Genomic DNA, 17,618 nt, shown 5'->3' on the forward strand with positions numbered 1-17,618 from the left:
GGTTTATTTACTGTAAATATATACAGTAAACCAGCCGAAGGCAATCACCGCATCAGCAAAAAATGCTTATGGTTTAACGCGCCAGTTCAGGGTTTCACCGGCAAGGAATGGAATGACGGTGTGGCCATCGTCACCCACGGCAACGCTTTCCGCCACGGTCCACGGCTGGCGTTCCAGTGTGATCGTGCCCTCGTTCAACGGCAGGCCGTAGAAGTTCGGGCCGTTTTCGGAACAGAACGCTTCGAAATGCGCCAGCGCGCCAATTTCTTCAAACACCGTTGCGTAAGCCGCCAGCATGGATGGCGCATTGAATACGCCTGCACAGCCGCAGCTGGCTTCTTTACGGTCCCGGGTATGCGGAGCGGTATCGGTACCGAGGAAGAAGCGACGGTTGCCGCTGGCGACCGCATCACGCAGGGCCTGCTGGTGGATATTGCGCTTGAGGATCGGCAGGCAGTACAGGTGTGGACGAACGCCGCCAACCAGCATATGGTTGCGGTTAAACATCAGATGCTGAGGCGTGATGGTGGCGCCGAGGAACTCGTTGCCTTCCAGAACAAACGCGGCAGCTTCTTTGGTGGTGATATGTTCGCACACCACCTTCAGCTCCGGGAACTGCTGGCGAAGCGGCTGCAGCACGGTTTCGATAAAGCGCGCTTCGCGGTCAAAGATATCAATATGCGCATCGGTCACTTCGCCGTGGATCAGCAGCGGCATGCCGATTTTTTGCATCCGCTCCAGCACGCTAGCGATCGTGGCGATACTGGTTACGCCGTGAGCCGAGTTGGTGGTGGCGTGCGCAGGGTACAGTTTCGCGGCGGTAAATACGCCTTCGCGGAAACCCTTTTCGATTTCATCAGGATCCAGACCGTCGGTAAGGTAGCAGGTCATCAGCGGCGTAAACGCGTGCCCGGCAGGTACGGCTGCCAGAATACGCTCGCGGTAGGCGCGGGCGGCGGCAACGCTGGTCACCGGCGGCACCAGGTTTGGCATCACAATCGCGCGGCCACAGACCTCACTGGTAAAGGGCACTACCGCTTCCAGCATATCTCCATCGCGCAGATGGATGTGCCAGTCGTCAGGGCGGCGAATAATTAACTGCTGAGGTTGTGCGGTCATGCGATGTGCTCCGGCAAAAGAGAAAGGTAATGGCGGGTTTTGGCCGGGTACCAAGGATAGGGATAAAGCGAGGGGAATGCACCAGGTTTATGACTGATAAGTGAAAACGGTACGGAAAAATTCCGTACCGCGACGTCATTAGTCAGTGAACGGGATCACCAGTTCGCCTGGCTTCACTTCCAGCCCCTTGGCAAAGCGTTTGGCCAGTGATTCGGCTTTACTGCGGTCGGTGCTCAGCACATAGGCCGGTTTCTGATTGAAATAGTTTTTCAGTGACTCGTTAAGATACGGCGTCAGCGTTTTCAGCACGCCCTGCATTTTCTCCGGCTGCACCTCAACGTCAACCAGCTCCATATCCTTCAGATAAATGGCGCCCGCGGCGGCATCGAAGGTGGGCTGGGCCTTCATTTTCAGCTTCATATCCGCCTGCTGCGGGCCGAAAAGCGAGCTGATATTCACTTTTGCATTGCCCGTCAGCGTGACTTTATTGGGTTCTTCGCGGCCAATCTGACTGTTCAGATCGTTGAGAACAATGTGCGCATCAACCAGGCCGGGAACGCCGATCTGTTTCTCATAGTTATTATGCTTGACCAGCGCCTGATTAATTTCCTGTTCGCTGATGCTGTACTGTGCAATCTGATTACAGCCGGTGACTAAGCCCGCTAACAGCAGCGCGCACAGGCCAAAATAACGATTTTTCATGATTATCCTCTGTTTTATTACCGGTAAATTCCAGTCCGGCCAGAGGGATAGCATGCACCACTCACCGGAATTCGTCACCAGGACAAAGCCGATTACCGAGAGGGAAAATCACAACGGGATATGTCGGGCCAGCCTTTGCCGGCCCGAAGCGGACTAGGCAGCGACCGAGGAGAGCAGATTCACCTGCGTCTGTTTTGCCATATTGTCGCGATAGTCAGCGACGCGGCTGGGGTACTCCACGCCGGCCACCAGCGACAGGGATCGCAGGAGCGGGAAGAGGTGAATGTCATCCAGTGAAAGTTCACCGTTCACCGCATTGGGCTTAACGATAAGATCGTCAAGTTTGCGTAGATCGTCACTGATATTTTTGATCAGGCCGGGGGCATGTAGTTTTAACTCGGTGAAATCCCCGTAGGTTGCCTGTTTTTTAGTAATAAAATACTGTCGCGCCTGCGGAGTAGCAAATTCCGCAAAGGGGGCCTCTGCCACACGTGGAATTAGTAGTTTATTAATGTAGCCGTTAACGCGTCGTAGCCAGTCACCGACGGCGGGATTGTCTGCGCCGGTCAGAAGCGGGCGGCTATCCGACTCATCAATATAGTGAACAATATCCAGGCTTTCCGGCATGCAGCTTCCGTCCGCCTTCATCAGAATGGGGGCCATTTTCTGACCGATGAGCCGGACCGGAGTCTGCTCATCATCATTCATCATGACAATCAGCTCAATCGGGATGTTTTTCAGGCCGAAAATCATCCTGGCTTTGACGCAAAACGGGCAATGATCGTAAATATAAAGTTTCAACATGTCCTCCTTTTGGTCTTAGTTGAACCATCAATTATTTGAATATATTCAGAAAGTATGGTGGAGAACGCGCAGTAGAGCAAATGACGCCGGGCAGCACCTGGCGGTCTGTTAACAGCTAACTAACTGGTATCGCGCCGTTTTATTCCCATTCCAGAACGGTCATTTTTTTGATATTCACCTGTATTTTCGACGAATTAACACATTTTTTGTTGTCAGTATTTTCCTGGGATCCTGATGGCAGGTATAGTGACAAACAGCGAGGCCCGCACCGGTCGGTGCACCCGGCCTGATGAGTGACAATGTTGACCCGGCCACGGATTTCAGGAGAAAAGATGTTTGGCTATCGTACCGCTGCGCCGAAAGTGCGCCTGACTACCGACCGCCTGGTCGTGCGGCTGGTCCATGAGCGTGATGCCTGGCGCCTGGCTGATTATTATTCTGAGAACCGGGCATTCCTGAAGCCGTGGGAGCCGGTTCGCGACGACAGCCACTGTTATCCCTCCGGCTGGCAGGCGCGTCTGGGACTGATTGCCGAAATGCAAAAGCAGGGCAGCGCCTTCTACTTTGCGGTGATGGATCCGGATGAAAATGAAATTCGCGGCGTGGCTAACTTCAGCAACGTGCTGCGAGGATCGTTTCACGCCTGTTACCTTGGCTATTCACTGGGTGAAAAGTGGCAGGGGCAGGGAATGATGTTCGAAGCGTTGCAGACCGCCATTCGCTATATGCAGCGGCAGCAGCGCATGCACCGCATTATGGCTAACTATATGCCGCACAATCAGCGCAGCGGCGATTTACTGGCTCGCCTCGGCTTTGAAAAAGAGGGCTATGCCAAAGACTACCTGTTAATTGACGGACGTTGGCAGGATCATGTCCTGACGGCGTTGACCTGGCACGAATGGCTGCCTGAACGGCGTGGAGTATAACTTTATCATGATCAAAAGCCCTTTTAGCGCGACCGAAGCGCGCGTGGTTGGCTGCCTGCTGGAAAAGCAGGTGACCACCCCGGATCAGTATCCGATGTCGCTTAACGGTGTGGTCACCGCCTGCAATCAAAAATCCAACCGCGAACCGGTGATGTCACTGAGCGAAAGCGACGTGCAAAACACCCTCGATCTGCTGGTCAAAAAGCATCAGCTGACCGCCCTCAGCGGCTTCGGCAGTCGGGTGGTGAAGTATGAGCAGCGCTTCTGCAATTCCGAGTTTGGCCAGCTGAAATTCAGCCCGGCTGAAGTGGCGCTGATAACGACTCTGCTGCTGCGCGGTGCGCAGACGCCGGGCGAATTGCGCACCCGCAGTTCACGCATGCATGACTTTAGCGACATGGCGGAAGTTGAGCAGACGCTGGAAGGGTTGAGCAACCGCGAGAGCGGCGCGCTGGTGGTCCGTCTGGCGCGGGAACCCGGCAAACGGGAAAGCCGCTATATGCATCTGTTCAGCGGGGAGCCGGATGAGGCCAGCCTCGCTGGTGCCGACAGCGAAATTGCCGACGAAGGATTGAACGCGCGCGTTGCTCAGCTGGAACAAGAGGTTGCCCTGCTCAAACAGCAGCTGGCTTCACTGCTGGAAAGCCGGGAGGGTGAATAAATGGCCGCGCTAAGAGTCGGTATTGTCGGCCTCGGCGGCATTGCGCAGAAGGCCTGGCTGCCGGTAGTGACCCGCACGGAAGGCTGGACGATTTCCGGCGCGTATTCGCCCAACCAGCAGAAGGCGCAGCCGGTGTGCGACGCTTACCGCATCCCGCTACTGGCCTCCCTCAACGATCTGGCTGCGGTCAGCGATGCCGTGTTTGTGCACAGCAGCACCGCCAGCCATTTTGGTATCGTCGATATGCTGTTACGTGCCGGGGTAGACGTCTGCGTCGATAAGCCGCTGGCTGCCACCTACGACGAAGCGGAGCAGCTGGTGGAGCTTGCCGCGTCGAGAGGCCGTAAGCTGATGGTGGCGTTTAACCGCCGTTTTGCGCCGCGCTATCTGCAGCTTCGTGCCGCGCTCACCCAGCCCGCGTCGTTGCGTATGGATAAACACCGCAGCGACAGCGTAGGGCCGCAGGATGCACTGTTCACCCTGCTGGATGACTATCTGCACGTGGTGGATACGGCGCTCTGGCTGGGCGGTGGGGCAGGGGCGCTGCAAAGCGGCGTGCTGCAAACCAATCCGCAGGGGCAACTGCTGTACGCCGAGCATCATTTCCGCGTGGATGAGACTCAGGTGACCACCAGTATGCATCGTCGCGCTGGGAGCCAGATGGAAACGGTCCTGGCGGTGGACGACGGGGCGGTATTCCGCATCGGCGATATGCGCGACTGGCAGCAGGAGAGCGGGGGGCGCATCGTCACCGATCCCATCCCGGGCTGGCAGAGCACGCTGGAACAGCGCGGTTTTGCCGGTGCCGCGCATCATTTTATCCGCAGCATTGAAAATCAGACAATGCCGGAGATTAGCGGTGAACAGGCCCTGGTCGCGCAGCGCTTAGTAGAAAAACTCTGGCGCGACGCGGATCGCGGCTGATTAATCTCACCCAGTGCCTGTCCCCGGAGAGGCGATGGGTTTATAGGGTGTAACAATCGTGAGTGGTTATTTCCTTTCATATCCGTAGACTATCCGCACCTTGATCCGGCCACCTCGTTGGCCGGAAAACCCAAATCAGGAAACACATGAACCTGTTGAAATCACTGGCAGCGGTCAGCTCTATGACCCTGTTTTCTCGCGTGCTGGGCTTTGCCCGCGACGCGATTGTGGCGCGAATTTTTGGCGCGGGAGTGGCGACCGACGCCTTTTTTGTGGCGTTCAAACTGCCTAACCTGTTGCGCAGGATCTTTGCGGAAGGCGCTTTCTCTCAGGCTTTTGTCCCCATCCTGGCTGAATATAAAAGCAAGCAGGGTGAAGAAGCCACGCGCATCTTCGTGGCCTATGTTTCGGGCCTGTTGACGCTGGCGCTGGCGATCATCACCCTTCTGGGCATGTTTGCCGCGCCGTGGGTTATTCTGGTGACCGCGCCGGGATTCGCCGACACGGCCGACAAATTTGCGCTGACTTCCTCGCTGCTGAGGGTCACCTTCCCTTACATCCTGCTGATTTCGCTGGCGTCGCTGGCCGGGGCGATCCTCAATACGTGGAACCGCTTCTCGGTGCCCGCGTTTGCCCCAACCCTGCTTAACGTCAGCATGATCGGCTTTGCGCTGTTTGCGGCACCGCACTTCAACCCGCCGGTGATGGCGCTGGCCTGGGCGGTAGTGGCGGGGGGCGTACTGCAGCTGGGCTATCAGCTGCCGCATCTGAAGAAAATCGGCATGCTGGTGCTACCGCGTCTGAATCTGAAAGATGCCGGCGTCTGGCGGGTGATGCGCCAGATGGGGCCCGCGATCCTTGGCGTTTCCGTCAGCCAGATCTCTCTGATCATCAACACCATTTTCGCCTCTTTCCTTGCTTCCGGCTCCGTCTCCTGGATGTATTACGCCGATCGCCTGATGGAATTTCCGTCCGGCGTGCTGGGCGTGGCGCTGGGCACCATTTTGCTGCCGTCGCTGGCGAAAAGCTTTGCCAGCGGTAACCAGGATGAATATTCACGCCTGATGGACTGGGGCCTGCGTCTGTGCTTCCTGCTGGCGTTACCGAGTGCGGTGGCGCTGGGGATTCTGGCGAAGCCGCTGACCGTTGCGCTGTTCCAGTACGGAAAATTCACCGCGTTTGACGCGGCGATGACCCAGCGCGCGCTGGTGGCCTATTCAGTCGGACTGATGGGGCTGATTGTGGTGAAAGTGCTGGCTCCCGGCTTTTACTCGCGGCAGGACATCAAAACCCCGGTCAAAATTGCCATGGTCACGCTGGTGATGACGCAGGTGATGAACCTGGCCTTTATCGGCCCGCTGAAGCATGCCGGATTGTCATTATCGATTGGCCTTGCGGCCTGCCTCAATGCGGCTCTGCTGTACTGGCAACTGCGCAAGCAGGATATCTTCCAGCCGCAGCCGGGCTGGCGCAGCTTTCTGGTGCGTCTTCTGTTCGCCGTACTCGCCATGGCCGCCGCGCTGCTCGGCGTGCTGTACGTCATGCCCGACTGGGCCTCGGGTAATATGCTGTGGCGTCTGATACGTCTGGCGGCGGTGTGCGCCGTGGGCGGTGGCGTGTACTTCGCCGTGCTGATGCTGCTGGGCTTCCGGCTGCGTGACTTTGCCCGGCGCACGGTAGCGTGATCGCATACGGCAATTGATGCCGGATTAACGCGTAATGAAAATCGCCTTCGGGCGATTTTTTTTGCCTGTAAATCAGGGCTGTGGACAGGGAAGAGAGTGAAGGGATCGCATCTGTTTCTGCTCATATCTGAAGGTATAAAAAAGCCCCGGCACATTGGCCGGGGCTGGATTTCACTTCAGCGCAGAGATTGACGCTTAAGGACGGGTTGCCGGAGCGGTTGCCTGGTGAGAAGCAGCATGCCCACCCGCAGAACCTTTACCTTCAAAGTTGAAGTCCGGGCGCACCCAGTCGCTCTGCGGTGCCGGTTCTGGCTGATAGGCCGGAGCTGGAGCACTGGTCATCGGCGCGCTGGCGTGATGTTTGAAGCTGCCGTTGACGTCGGTATCACTCACCGGCTTGTCGCGTGCGGGGACTGGCGCATGCGGTTCGCTAATGACCGGAGCCTCTTCACTCACCGCGTCGTTTGCATTCAGCACTTCAGCAACCTGCTGAGTGGTTTCCGCGCTGACGCTGGTTGGCGCTTCGGCCGCTAGTTCGCTCGCGGCTTCAGCAATCTGCTGCTGCTCAACGATATCCGCAACGGCATCAACCGGGGCGAATGCGGTCTGAGGCTCTTCTGCAGCCGATACGGCTTCAGCGATAGTCTCAGCGGCAACGCTCTCTTTCGCTGGTGGAATGACCGATGGGACCTCTGCTGCCGGGGTTTCGATAGCGGCGGTTTCATCGGTGTTCACCACGGTAACCTGTGGCTGTTCTTCTTCCTGCAGCGGTTCAGAGATATGAACCGGCTCGGCTTCAGGCTGAACCTCTTCGGCGAAGGTAACTGGCGCAGCGGCAACCGGTGCTTCGTTTACCGGTGCAGATTCCACAACCTCTTCAGTTGGGATGACTGCAGCCGGTGCAACGGTGGCCGTAACGATGTCTTCCTGTTCTGGTGTCGCTTCAGCTGCTGCCGGTGCGGCTTCTACGGACGGCGCTTCGGTCTGTGCTGGGGCGGCTTCAACCCGTGGGGTTTCGGCCTGCACTGGAGCCGCGTCAACCGATGGCGCAGTTTCTGCCACGACTGGTGCAGTCTCTGCCGATGGCGTTGCTGCCTCGACTGGTGCAGCTGCTGCGTCTACTGGCGCAGATGCAACCGGTGCGGTTTCTACCTGAACAGCAGGCTCAGCTGGCGTTTCCTCGACCGGTGACGCTTCGGTTGCAGCGGCAACGGCTACGCTTGCTGCCGCAGCCACTTCAACGGCTGCCGGAGCTTCCGTGACTTCGCTATCGACATCAGCATGACCGTAGGCGGGAACGACGGACTGTTCCTGCTCAACTTCATCGCTTGCCTGAGCGACAGGGTAGGAGATCCACACTTTTCCCGAGGCCATTTCTGGCGATGCAGCGGCGCTGGTCAGCGGCATTGGCGACTGTGTTGGATAACGCTCATCACGGTAACGGCGGCGACGCTGACCGCTAACGCGCAGATGGCGCGGAGAACGACGTGAACGACGCGGCATGTTGTTGCTGTCACGATCGTCATTGTCGAAGGTCTCGCTGGCCGTTTCGACCGTGGCTGGCTGCACTACCGGAGCCGGTGCGGCTTCGGTCTCGTCCGGACGGAAAGTACGGGCTGCAGTCTGCTCAGCGGTTTCGATGCGAATTTTCTGATTCAGCTGACGCGGCTTACGACGCGGCATAACCTGCACATTTTCTTCCTGCGCATCGATGTTTTCTTCAACGGCAGCAACGACCTGCTCGGTGATTTTCTCTTCCTGCACTACCACTACCGGGCGTTTTTCTTCCTGGCGGCGACGCTGACGATCTGCACGAGGTTCGCGGCGCGGCTGCTGCTCTGCGCGATTCTCTTCGTTCAGATCCTGACGATCGTCCGTCTGCTCAACCGGAGTGGCAACGTTACGCTTGTTACGGCGATTGTCATCACGACCTTCGCGCGGTTCGCTATTACGATCGCGGGAAGTATTGCGGTCATTGCGGTCGGTATTGCGTTCAGAACGCTCATTGCGATCGCTGTAACGGTCATTGCTGCGCTCGGTACGGTCGGCATTACGGTCGTTACGTTCGTTGCGATCGCTACGCTCATTGCGGTCGTTACGCTCGTTACGGTCACTGCGGTCATTACGATCGCTACGCTCAGAACGTTCACCGTTGCGATCGCGGCGGTTGTTGTTCTGACGACGGTTGTTGCGACGATCGCCACGCGGTGCGGCGCTATCGGTAGCCTTTTTCTCGGCAACCGGCTCAGCCTGTTCAACGGCGGCTTTTTCTTCACCAGCAAACAGCTTTTTCAGCCCGCTGAAGAAGCGGCTAATCAGGCCTGGCTGTGCAGGTTCTGCAGCAGCTTGAACAACCGGTTTTTTGCTGACGACAGCCGGCGTTTCAGCGCTGATGGTTTCCTGCTGTGCCGGAGGTGCATCAGGCATCACGAAGGCCGCCAGAGCAGGCTGCTCAGGGCGTTTACGCTCGGCACGCTCTTCTTCCGACGGCAGCGCCATTTCGGTTTCATGCAGCTTCGGCAGGTGATAGCTCAGCGTCTGGGTTTCTTCGCCGGTGCGCACGCGCAGTACGGAGTAGTGCGGGGTTTCCATCTGATCGTTTGGCACGATGATGGCCCGAACGCCGCCCTGACGCTTCTCAATAGCACTGACGGCATCACGTTTTTCGTTCAGCAGGTAGGAAGCCACCTGCACCGGAACGATAGCGTGAACCTCTTTGGTGTTTTCCTTCAGCGCTTCTTCTTCAATCAGACGCAGAATTGACAGCGACAGCGACTCGTTATCACGAATGGTGCCGGTACCGCTACAGCGTGGGCAGACGTGATGGCTGGATTCACCCAGTGACGGGCTGAGGCGCTGACGTGACATCTCCAGCAGGCCAAAGCGTGAAATGTGGCTGATCTGAATACGCGCACGATCCTGGCGCACCGCTTCGCGCAGACGGTTTTCAACCGCGCGCTGGTGGCGAACCGGGGTCATATCAATGAAGTCGATAACGATCAGGCCGCCCAGGTCGCGCAGGCGCAGCTGGCGGGCAATTTCATCGGCCGCTTCAAGGTTGGTATTAAATGCCGTTTCTTCAATGTCGCCGCCGCGGGTTGCGCGCGCCGAGTTGATATCGATAGCGGTCAGGGCTTCGGTGCTGTCGATAACGATGGAACCACCGGACGGCAGGCGAACTTCGCGCTGGAAGGCGGATTCAATCTGGGATTCAATCTGGTAATGGCTGAACAGCGGAATTTCACCGGTGTACAGTTTAATTTTGCTGCTGAAGTCAGGTCGGCCCAGCGCGGCGATGTGCTGACGAGCCAGTTCCAGGACCTTCGGGTTATCGATAAGGATTTCCCCGATATCCTGGCGCAGATAGTCGCGGAAGGCGCGGACAATCACGTTGCTTTCCTGATGAATCAGGAACGGAGCAGGGCGGCTGTCAGCGGCTTTCTTAATGGCATCCCAGTGCTTCATGCGGAAGCTCAGATCCCACTGCAGGGCTTCTGCTGATTTACCCACACCGGCGGTACGAACAATCAGTCCCATACCATCCGGCAGTTCCAGCGCAGAGAGTGCCTCTTTCAGTTCCGTACGGTCATCACCTTCAATGCGGCGAGAAATACCGCCAGCACGTGGGTTGTTCGGCATCAGAACCAGATAGCTTCCCGCCAGGCTGATAAAGGTGGTTAAAGCCGCGCCCTTGTTGCCGCGCTCTTCTTTATCAATCTGAACAATCACTTCCTGACCTTCACGGAGAACGTCCTTAATGTTAGGGCGGCCGTGGGCGGAATAGTTAGCGGGGAAGTATTCGCGAGAAATTTCTTTCAGAGGTAGGAAACCGTGTCTTTCAGCACCGTAATCAACGAAGGCGGCTTCAAGGCTGGGTTCAATGCGAGTGATCTTACCTTTGTAGATGTTGGCTTTTTTCTGTTCGTGTCCTGGGCTTTCAATATCCAGATCGTACAGGCGCTGGCCGTCTACGAGTGCCACACGCAACTCTTCCTGCTGAGTTGCGTTAATCAACATTCTTTTCATCGTAACTTACTCATTATTCTTACATTAGTGACTAAGCTGCGGGCAAAGTAACGCTGGACGTATTGAACCGATGGCCCCGTGTCTCATCGCTTAGTCGTCAACCTCTCGGGTGTCGACCGCTCCAGGGGCGCAAAATCACGGTAGCCTGTTTTACATATGGAAAAACAGCGCTTTGTAAGGGGGGGAACCGCCAGTAGATTACCAGGTGAACCAATCCCGTTTTTTCGTCCAGGCTGCAACCCGCAGCCCGCTAAATGCCTGATTGCACAATACGTCTTACGCCATTGCTGCGTGTATGGGCTATCCGGCAAAATTTTGGTCGTACACCCCAAATCTTATTGGGTTAACGCTTTTTCTTGCATTCCCAAGATGTCGCGTTAAAAACGGAAACATTATTCCATTGCTAAGCTTGAGAGCGCAAGATGACTTTATCCGCGATGAGAAGTTTATCCCGTCTTTTAAAACGAATTGCAGTGCTTTTCAGCAAACTGTATAAAATCCGGCCATAACTTCCGTGCGGCGGTCATCCATCTCAGTTAAGCACATAAAAAGATGTGGCGCTATCACTGCCGGGTATTTAGAATCGCCAACCATGAAAACCATGACTCCAGCCGTACAAATAATTGCCATTTCTGCTGATGAAGCAGGACAGCGCATCGATAACTTTTTACGCACTCAGCTAAAAGGCGTGCCGAAAAGTATGATTTATCGCATTTTGCGTAAGGGCGAAGTGCGGGTGAATAAAAAACGCGTCAAGCCCGAATACAAACTTGAAGACGGCGATCAGGTTCGCGTCCCGCCGGTGCGCGTGGCCGAGCGTGAAGAAGAGAGCGTTTCACCGAAACTGGCCAAAGTGGCCGCGCTAAGTGATGCGATCGTATATGAAGACGATCATATCCTGGTGCTCAACAAGCCGTCCGGAACCGCAGTGCACGGCGGCAGCGGCCTGAGCTTTGGCGTCATTGAAGGGCTGAGAGCCCTGCGCCCGGAAGCACGCTTCCTTGAGCTGGTGCATCGTCTTGACCGCGATACCTCCGGGATCCTACTGGTGGCGAAAAAGCGGTCCGCGCTGCGTTCGCTGCACGAGCAGCTGCGTGAGAAAGGCATGCAGAAAGATTATCTGGCGCTGGTGCGCGGCCAGTGGCCATCACATGTTAAATCGGTGCGCGCGCCATTATTGAAAAACATCCTGCAAAGCGGCGAGCGGGTAGTGAAGGTCAGCAGTGAAGGTAAGCCGTCGGAAACGCTGTTTAAGGTTGAAGAGCGCTACGCGTTCGCCACGCTGGTGAAAGCCAGTCCGGTGACCGGTCGTACTCACCAAATCCGCGTGCATACCCTGCATGCCGGGCACCCCATTGCGTTTGACGATCGCTACGGCGAGACGGAGTTTGATAGTCAACTGAAAGGCACCGGGCTGAACCGTCTGTTCCTGCATGCGGCCGCGCTGAAGTTCACCCATCCCGGTACCGGTGAAGAGATGCGCGTGGAAGCCCCGCTGGATGACGGCCTGAAGCGCTGTCTGGCGGTGCTGCGTAAGCAAAGCAGCTAATACATCCCGATAATGAAATGCGGCAGTATCTGCCGCATCCTTTGCTCAGGCCAGCGGGTCCATTCCTGCCTGCCTTAACATCTCACACAGCGCGATCAGCGGCAGGCCAATCAGCGTATTCGGATCCCGCCCTGACAGCCGCTCGAATAGCGTAATCCCCAGGCCTTCGCTTTTAAAGCTCCCCGCGCAGTTTAGCGGCTGCTCGCGGCTGACGTAATGCGCAATTTCAGTCTCGCTCAGCGTGCGAAAATCCACGGTGAAAGGTTCACACAGCGTTTGCAGCACCTGACTGCGACTGTTGTAAAGCGCCAGCCCGGTATAAAACACCACGCTGTGGCCGCTGGCGGCGCGCAACTGGGCGCGGGCGTTCTCTTCTGTGTGCGGTTTGCCGCAGATTTTGCCCTCGACGACGCAGACCTGATCGGAACCGATAATCAGGTGCTCGGGGTAACGCTTGGCCAGGGCCTGCGCTTTCGCCGCCGCCAGACGCACAACCAGCTGCTGTGCCGTTTCATCCCCCAGCCGCGTTTCATCCACCTCCGGCGCATCGGTAATAAAGGGTAATTGCAATTTCGTTAACAGCGCGCTGCGGTAAGTCGAGGTTGAGGCTAAAACCAGCTTTGACATATTTTTTTCCAGAATTGATAGCGAATCGATGAAAGGCATTTTAAACTGTGCGCCGCACTGGATGCGAATAATGGCTGAAAGATGTCGTTACACGGCCTTTTTCTTTGACTCTATGTCGTTACAAAGTTAATATGCGCGCCCTATGCAAAAGGTAAAATTACCCCTGACTCTCGATGTGGTGCGAACCGCTCAGAAACGCCTGGACTACCAGGGTGTTTACACCCCTGAACAGGTTGAGCGAATCGCCGACTCGGTGGTTAGTGTGGACAGTGATGTAGAATGTGTGATGTCGTTTGCGATCGACAATCAGCGTCTGGCGGTACTGAAAGGTACAGCTGAAGTTTCCGTGACGCTATGTTGTCAACGCTGCAACAAACCGTTCCCACAGCATGTCCACGTATCGTACTGTTTCAGCCCGGTCGTTACTGACGAGCAGGCCGAAGCACTACCGGAAGCGTACGAGCCAATCGACACCAACGAGTTTGGTGAAACCGATTTGCTGGCAATGGTTGAAGATGAAATCATCCTCGCCCTGCCTGTCGTTCCGGTGCATGATTCTGAACACTGTGAAGTGTCCGAGGCGGACATGGTCTTTGGTCAGTTGCCTGCAGAGGCAGAAAAACCAAATCCATTTGCCGTATTAGCCAGTTTAAAGCGTAAGTAATAGGAGTAAGGTCCATGGCCGTACAACAGAATAAACCAACCCGTTCCAAACGTGGCATGCGTCGTTCACACGATGCTCTGACCACTGCAACACTTTCCGTAGATAAAGTTTCTGGTGAAACTCATCTGCGTCACCACATCACTGCGGATGGTTACTACCGCGGTCGCAAGGTCATCGTTAAGTAATTCCGCGGAATAGCGCGGCAATACTTTGACACGATTGACCCTGGCGATAGATGCCATGGGCGGGGATTTCGGTCCCTGCGTGACAGTGCCTGCGGCAATGCAGGCACTGGCATCTGATTCGCATCTGCATCTTCTTCTGGTCGGCGATCCCGACAAAATCACGTCATTACTAGCCACAGCTGATTCTGCGCTGCGCGCGCGTTTGCAGGTTATTCCTGCCGAATCGGTTATTGCCAGTGATGCCAGACCCTCGCAGGCCATTCGCGCCAGTCGCGGGTCGTCAATGCGTGTTGCCTTAGAGCAGGTCAAAGCGGGTAACGCCGACGCCTGCATCAGCGCCGGTAACACCGGTGCGCTGATGGGGCTGGCAAAAATATTATTACAGCCGCTGGAAGGGATCGATCGTCCGGCGCTGATGACAGTACTGCCTAATCAGCTAAAGGGTAAAACCGTCATGCTGGATTTAGGCGCTAATGTCGAATCCGACAGTGCTATGCTGGTGCAGTTCGCCGTTATGGGCGCGGTGATGGCCGAAGAGGTTTTGGAGATTGCCAACCCGCGTGTGGCGCTGCTCAACATAGGCCAGGAAGAAACCAAAGGGTTAACGGCGATCCGTGAAGCTGCAGCAGCACTTCGTGATTCAGCAGAAGTTAACTATATTGGATACCTTGAAGGTAACGATGTTCTTACCGGCAAGACGGACGTTCTGGTTTGCGATGGCTTCATCGGGAACGTCACGTTAAAAACTATGGAAGGTGTGGTAAGAATGTTTCTTTCGCTGTTGAAATCACAGGGCGAAGGTAAAAAAAAGGCATGGTGGCTGAGACTATTGGGGCGCTGGATACAAAAGCGTCTGGCGAAAAATTTCGGCCATCTCAACCCCGACCAGTACAATGGCGCCTGCCTGTTAGGATTGCGCGGTACCGTGATTAAAAGCCACGGCGCGGCCAATCAACGCGCGTTTACCGTCGCGATACAACAGGCAGAGCAGGCGGTGCGGCGGCAAGTTCCCGAGCGGATTGCTGCCCGCCTACAGGCTGTATTACCTAAGAGTGACTGAGCGTACATGTATACGAAGATTATCGGTACGGGCAGCTATTTGCCCGAGCAGGTGCGGACTAACGCCGATCTGGAAAAAATGGTGGATACGTCGGACGAGTGGATTGTCACCCGAACCGGTATCCGTGAACGTCGTATTGCTGGCCCGGATGAAACCGTGGCGACGATGGGCTTTCATGCCGCCGAGCGTGCGCTCTCCATGGCGGGCATTGATAAAAATGACATCGGCTTGATCGTGGTCGCAACCACCTCATCCAGTCACGCTTTCCCAAGTTCAGCTTGCATGATCCAGCAGATGCTGGAAATTGACGATGCGGCCTCTTTCGATCTGGCGGCGGCCTGTGCGGGGTTCACCTACGCGCTGAGCGTTGCCGATCAGTATGTTAAAAACGGTGCGGTGAAATACGCACTGGTGATCGGTGCCGACGCGCTGTCGCGCACGCTCGATCCTGAAGATCGCGGCACCATCATTCTGTTCGGCGATGCCGCCGGTGCCGTCGTCCTCGGCGCCAGCGAAGAGCCGGGCATTATCTCTACTCATCTGCACGCGGATGGCCGCTATGGCCAGCTGCTCACCCTGCCAAACCAGGACCGCGAACATCAGGAACAGCCTGCGTATCTGACGATGGCGGGTAATGAAGTGTTCAAAGTTGCCGTGACCGAACTGGCGCATATCGTTGATGAAACGCTTCAGGCGAATGACCTTGACCGCGCCGCCATTGACTGGCTGGTGCCGCATCAGGCCAACCTGCGCATTATCAGCGCAACGGCCCGCAAGTTGGGTATGGACATGGACAAAGTGGTGGTGACCCTCGATCGCCACGGCAATACGTCTGCGGCTTCCGTACCTTCCGCGCTGGATGAAGCGGTGCGCGACGGGCGTATTCAGCCCGGCCAGTTGATTCTGCTGGAAGCCTTCGGTGGCGGTTTCACCTGGGGTTCCGCTCTGGTTCGTTTTTGATTAACAGGAAATAACGATGACGCAATTTGCAATGGTATTCCCGGGACAGGGATCGCAAACGGTAGGCATGCTGGCTGATTTAGCCGCAGAGAACCCGACTGTGGAAAAAACCTTCCGCGAAGCTTCTGACGTGCTGGGCTACGATTTGTGGCAGCTGGTTCAGCAGGGACCTGCTGAAGAGTTGAACAAAACCTGGCAAACTCAGCCCGCTTTACTGGCTGCTTCTGTTGCCATTTTCCGCGTTTGGCAGGAAAAAGGCGGAAAAGTACCGTCAATGCTTGCAGGGCACAGCCTGGGTGAGTACAGTGCCCTGGTTTGCGCCGGCGTGATTGCGTTTGCAGAGGCCATTAAGTTGGTTGAACTGCGCGGTAAGCTGATGCAGGAAGCCGTACCGGAAGGCACGGGTGCCATGCAGGCGATTATCGGCCTGGACGATGAATCAATCGCCAAAGCCTGTGAAGAGTCTGCTCAGGGGCAGGTTGTATCTCCGGTGAACTATAACTCACCGGGCCAGGTGGTGATTGCAGGCAATAAAGAAGCCGTTGAGCGTGCAGGTGCAGCCTGTAAAGCTGCGGGCGCCAAGCGCGCGCTGCCGCTGCCGGTGAGCGTGCCGTCGCACTGTGCACTGATGAAGCCCGCCGCTGACAAGCTGGCCGTGGCGCTGGAGCAGCTGACTTTCAACGCGCCGGCATTCCCGGTGGTCAACAACGTTGACGTTCAGTGTGAGACTTCACCTGAAGCTATCCGCAGCGCACTGGTGCGTCAGCTGTACAGCCCGGTGCGTTGGACCGGTTGCGTAGAATTTATGGCTCAGCAGGGCGTTACGTCGCTGCTGGAAGTGGGTCCGGGTAAAGTGTTAACCGGGCTGACTAAACGTATTGTTGACACCCTGACGGCGGCGGCGGTAAACGACCCGGCCAGCCTGTCAGCGGCGCTTGAACAATAACACGAGGAACAACATGAATTTCGAAGGTAAAATCGCGCTGGTTACCGGTGCAAGCCGTGGTATCGGCCGTGCTATCGCGGAGACGCTTGTCGCCCGGGGTGCCAAAGTTGTCGGTACAGCGACCAGCCAGAACGGAGCCGATGCTATCAGCGCTTATCTGGGCGACAGCGGGAAGGGCATGCTCCTGAACGTGACTGACCCGGCTTCAATCGAAACCGTGCTGGGAAATATTCGCGCCGAATTTGGCGAAGTGGACATTTTAGTCAATAATGCTGGCATCACGCGTGATAATCTTCTGATGCGCATGAAAGACGATGAGTGGCAGGACATCCTGGACACCAATCTGACTTCAGTATTCCGTCTGTCAAAAGCGGTAATGCGTGCCATGATGAAAAAACGCGTGGGTCGAATTATTACCATTGGCTCCGTAGTTGGAACAATGGGTAATGCGGGTCAGGCAAACTATGCGGCAGCAAAAGCAGGTTTGATTGGCTTCAGCAAGTCACTGGCGCGTGAAATTGCGTCACGTGGCATTACCGTTAACGTTGTGGCACCTGGTTTCATTGAAACCGACATGACGAGTGCGCTGAACGAAGATCAGCGTGCGGGTATTCTGGCGGAAGTTCCTGCGGGCCGCCTCGGCAGCGCGCAGGAAATCGCTAATGCCGTGGCATTTTTAGCCTCTGACGAAGCAGCTTACATCACTGGTGAAACGCTGCACGTCAATGGCGGAATGTATATGGTCTGATAATCACGAAAACTATTTGCGTTATTTGAGGC

General features: G+C 56.3%; 16 protein-coding genes. 11 read left to right on the forward strand and 5 right to left on the reverse strand.

Translation table 11 applies throughout. The features are described 5' to 3' along the window. Positions 1–66: 66 nt before the first annotated feature. The 3 genes from pyrC to grxB form a co-directional block, all read right to left on the reverse strand. Entirely contained in the window at positions 67–1,119 is a 1,053-nt protein-coding gene (gene pyrC / locus EC836_RS10215; protein ID WP_123332678.1) for a dihydroorotase, read from the reverse strand. Positions 1,120–1,257: 138 nt separating this feature from the next. Next, positions 1,258–1,821, reverse strand: coding sequence for a lipoprotein (locus EC836_RS10220; protein WP_123332680.1), 564 nt, complete (start codon positions 1,819–1,821; stop codon positions 1,258–1,260). A 153-nt stretch (positions 1,822–1,974) separates the two neighbouring features. Further along, complete coding sequence (gene grxB, locus EC836_RS10225) at positions 1,975–2,622, reverse strand: glutaredoxin 2 (protein ID WP_123333165.1); 648 nt, start codon at positions 2,620–2,622, stop codon at positions 1,975–1,977. A gap of 335 nt (positions 2,623–2,957) precedes the next feature. Between grxB and rimJ the strand changes: the two genes are divergently transcribed. The 4 genes from rimJ (at position 2,958) to murJ (ending at position 6,821) form a co-directional block, all read left to right on the forward strand. Next, positions 2,958–3,551: a ribosomal protein S5-alanine N-acetyltransferase gene (rimJ, locus tag EC836_RS10230; RefSeq protein ID WP_123332682.1), complete on the forward strand. Its 594-nt coding sequence runs from the start codon at positions 2,958–2,960 to the stop codon at positions 3,549–3,551. Between the two features lie 10 nt (positions 3,552–3,561). Continuing rightward, positions 3,562–4,212, forward strand: coding sequence for a YceH family protein (locus tag EC836_RS10235; RefSeq protein ID WP_199735121.1), 651 nt, complete (start codon positions 3,562–3,564; stop codon positions 4,210–4,212). Next, positions 4,213–5,136 carry a Gfo/Idh/MocA family protein gene (locus EC836_RS10240; RefSeq protein WP_123332684.1) on the forward strand — a complete coding sequence of 308 codons (924 nt, stop codon included), beginning with the start codon at positions 4,213–4,215 and terminating at the stop codon, positions 5,134–5,136. A 146-nt stretch (positions 5,137–5,282) separates the two neighbouring features. Next, entirely contained in the window at positions 5,283–6,821 is a 1,539-nt protein-coding gene (gene murJ / locus EC836_RS10245; protein ID WP_123332686.1) for a murein biosynthesis integral membrane protein MurJ, read from the forward strand. Positions 6,822–7,016: 195 nt separating this feature from the next. On the opposite strand, the gene rne is transcribed toward murJ, so the two are convergent. Further along, a complete protein-coding gene (gene rne / locus EC836_RS10250; RefSeq protein ID WP_123332688.1) occupies positions 7,017–10,847 on the reverse strand; it encodes a ribonuclease E in 3,831 nt (1,276 codons plus the stop codon). A gap of 592 nt (positions 10,848–11,439) precedes the next feature. Here rne and rluC point away from each other — a divergent pair. Beyond that, positions 11,440–12,396 (forward strand): 23S rRNA pseudouridine(955/2504/2580) synthase RluC, encoded by a 957-nt coding sequence (gene rluC / locus EC836_RS10260; protein ID WP_123332692.1) that lies wholly within the window; start codon positions 11,440–11,442, stop codon positions 12,394–12,396. Between the two features lie 45 nt (positions 12,397–12,441). Here the strand turns inward: rluC and EC836_RS10265 are convergent, their stop codons facing one another. Next, a complete protein-coding gene (locus EC836_RS10265) occupies positions 12,442–13,023 on the reverse strand; it encodes a nucleoside triphosphate pyrophosphatase (protein ID WP_123332694.1) in 582 nt (193 codons plus the stop codon). 142 nt (positions 13,024–13,165) lie between these two features. On the opposite strand from EC836_RS10265, the gene yceD reads away from it, so the two are divergent. From yceD to fabG, 6 genes are read left to right on the forward strand one after another with little or no spacing between them, the layout of a single operon-like run. Beyond that, positions 13,166–13,687, forward strand: a complete 522-nt coding sequence (gene yceD / locus EC836_RS10270; RefSeq protein WP_123332696.1) for a 23S rRNA accumulation protein YceD — start codon at positions 13,166–13,168, stop codon at positions 13,685–13,687. Between the two features lie 14 nt (positions 13,688–13,701). Then, entirely contained in the window at positions 13,702–13,872 is a 171-nt protein-coding gene (gene rpmF, locus EC836_RS10275) for a 50S ribosomal protein L32 (protein WP_013025362.1), read from the forward strand. Positions 13,873–13,897: 25 nt separating this feature from the next. Continuing rightward, a complete protein-coding gene (gene plsX / locus EC836_RS10280) occupies positions 13,898–14,932 on the forward strand; it encodes a phosphate acyltransferase PlsX (protein ID WP_123332698.1) in 1,035 nt (344 codons plus the stop codon). 6 nt (positions 14,933–14,938) lie between these two features. Beyond that, positions 14,939–15,892 carry a beta-ketoacyl-ACP synthase III gene (locus tag EC836_RS10285; RefSeq protein WP_123332699.1) on the forward strand — a complete coding sequence of 318 codons (954 nt, stop codon included), beginning with the start codon at positions 14,939–14,941 and terminating at the stop codon, positions 15,890–15,892. A 16-nt stretch (positions 15,893–15,908) separates the two neighbouring features. Then, complete coding sequence (gene fabD, locus EC836_RS10290; RefSeq protein WP_123332702.1) at positions 15,909–16,838, forward strand: ACP S-malonyltransferase; 930 nt, start codon at positions 15,909–15,911, stop codon at positions 16,836–16,838. Between the two features lie 13 nt (positions 16,839–16,851). Beyond that, complete coding sequence (fabG, locus tag EC836_RS10295; protein ID WP_123332704.1) at positions 16,852–17,586, forward strand: 3-oxoacyl-ACP reductase FabG; 735 nt, start codon at positions 16,852–16,854, stop codon at positions 17,584–17,586. The last annotated feature ends 32 nt before the right edge of the window (positions 17,587–17,618 follow it).

This window comes from Erwinia sp. JUb26, from assembly GCF_003751505.1.
Taxonomy (GTDB): Bacteria; Pseudomonadota; Gammaproteobacteria; order Enterobacterales; family Enterobacteriaceae; genus Erwinia.

Excerpts from the sequence above, each read along its gene's own strand:
- murJ (WP_123332686.1), top strand. The coding sequence starts at position 5,283 with ATGAACCTGTTGAAATCACTGGCAGCGGTCAGCTCTATGACCCTGTTT.
- EC836_RS10220 (WP_123332680.1), bottom strand. The coding sequence starts at position 1,821 with ATGAAAAATCGTTATTTTGGCCTGTGCGCGCTGCTGTTAGCGGGCTTA.
- EC836_RS10265 (WP_123332694.1), bottom strand. The coding sequence starts at position 13,023 with ATGTCAAAGCTGGTTTTAGCCTCAACCTCGACTTACCGCAGCGCGCTG.
- yceD (WP_123332696.1), top strand. The coding sequence starts at position 13,166 with ATGCAAAAGGTAAAATTACCCCTGACTCTCGATGTGGTGCGAACCGCT.
- rne (WP_123332688.1), bottom strand. The coding sequence starts at position 10,847 with ATGAAAAGAATGTTGATTAACGCAACTCAGCAGGAAGAGTTGCGTGTG.
- fabG (WP_123332704.1), top strand. The coding sequence starts at position 16,852 with ATGAATTTCGAAGGTAAAATCGCGCTGGTTACCGGTGCAAGCCGTGGT.
- rpmF (WP_013025362.1), top strand. The coding sequence starts at position 13,702 with ATGGCCGTACAACAGAATAAACCAACCCGTTCCAAACGTGGCATGCGT.
- fabD (WP_123332702.1), top strand. The coding sequence starts at position 15,909 with ATGACGCAATTTGCAATGGTATTCCCGGGACAGGGATCGCAAACGGTA.
- rluC (WP_123332692.1), top strand. The coding sequence starts at position 11,440 with ATGAAAACCATGACTCCAGCCGTACAAATAATTGCCATTTCTGCTGAT.
- EC836_RS10285 (WP_123332699.1), top strand. The coding sequence starts at position 14,939 with ATGTATACGAAGATTATCGGTACGGGCAGCTATTTGCCCGAGCAGGTG.
- EC836_RS10240 (WP_123332684.1), top strand. The coding sequence starts at position 4,213 with ATGGCCGCGCTAAGAGTCGGTATTGTCGGCCTCGGCGGCATTGCGCAG.
- rimJ (WP_123332682.1), top strand. The coding sequence starts at position 2,958 with ATGTTTGGCTATCGTACCGCTGCGCCGAAAGTGCGCCTGACTACCGAC.
- pyrC (WP_123332678.1), bottom strand. The coding sequence starts at position 1,119 with ATGACCGCACAACCTCAGCAGTTAATTATTCGCCGCCCTGACGACTGG.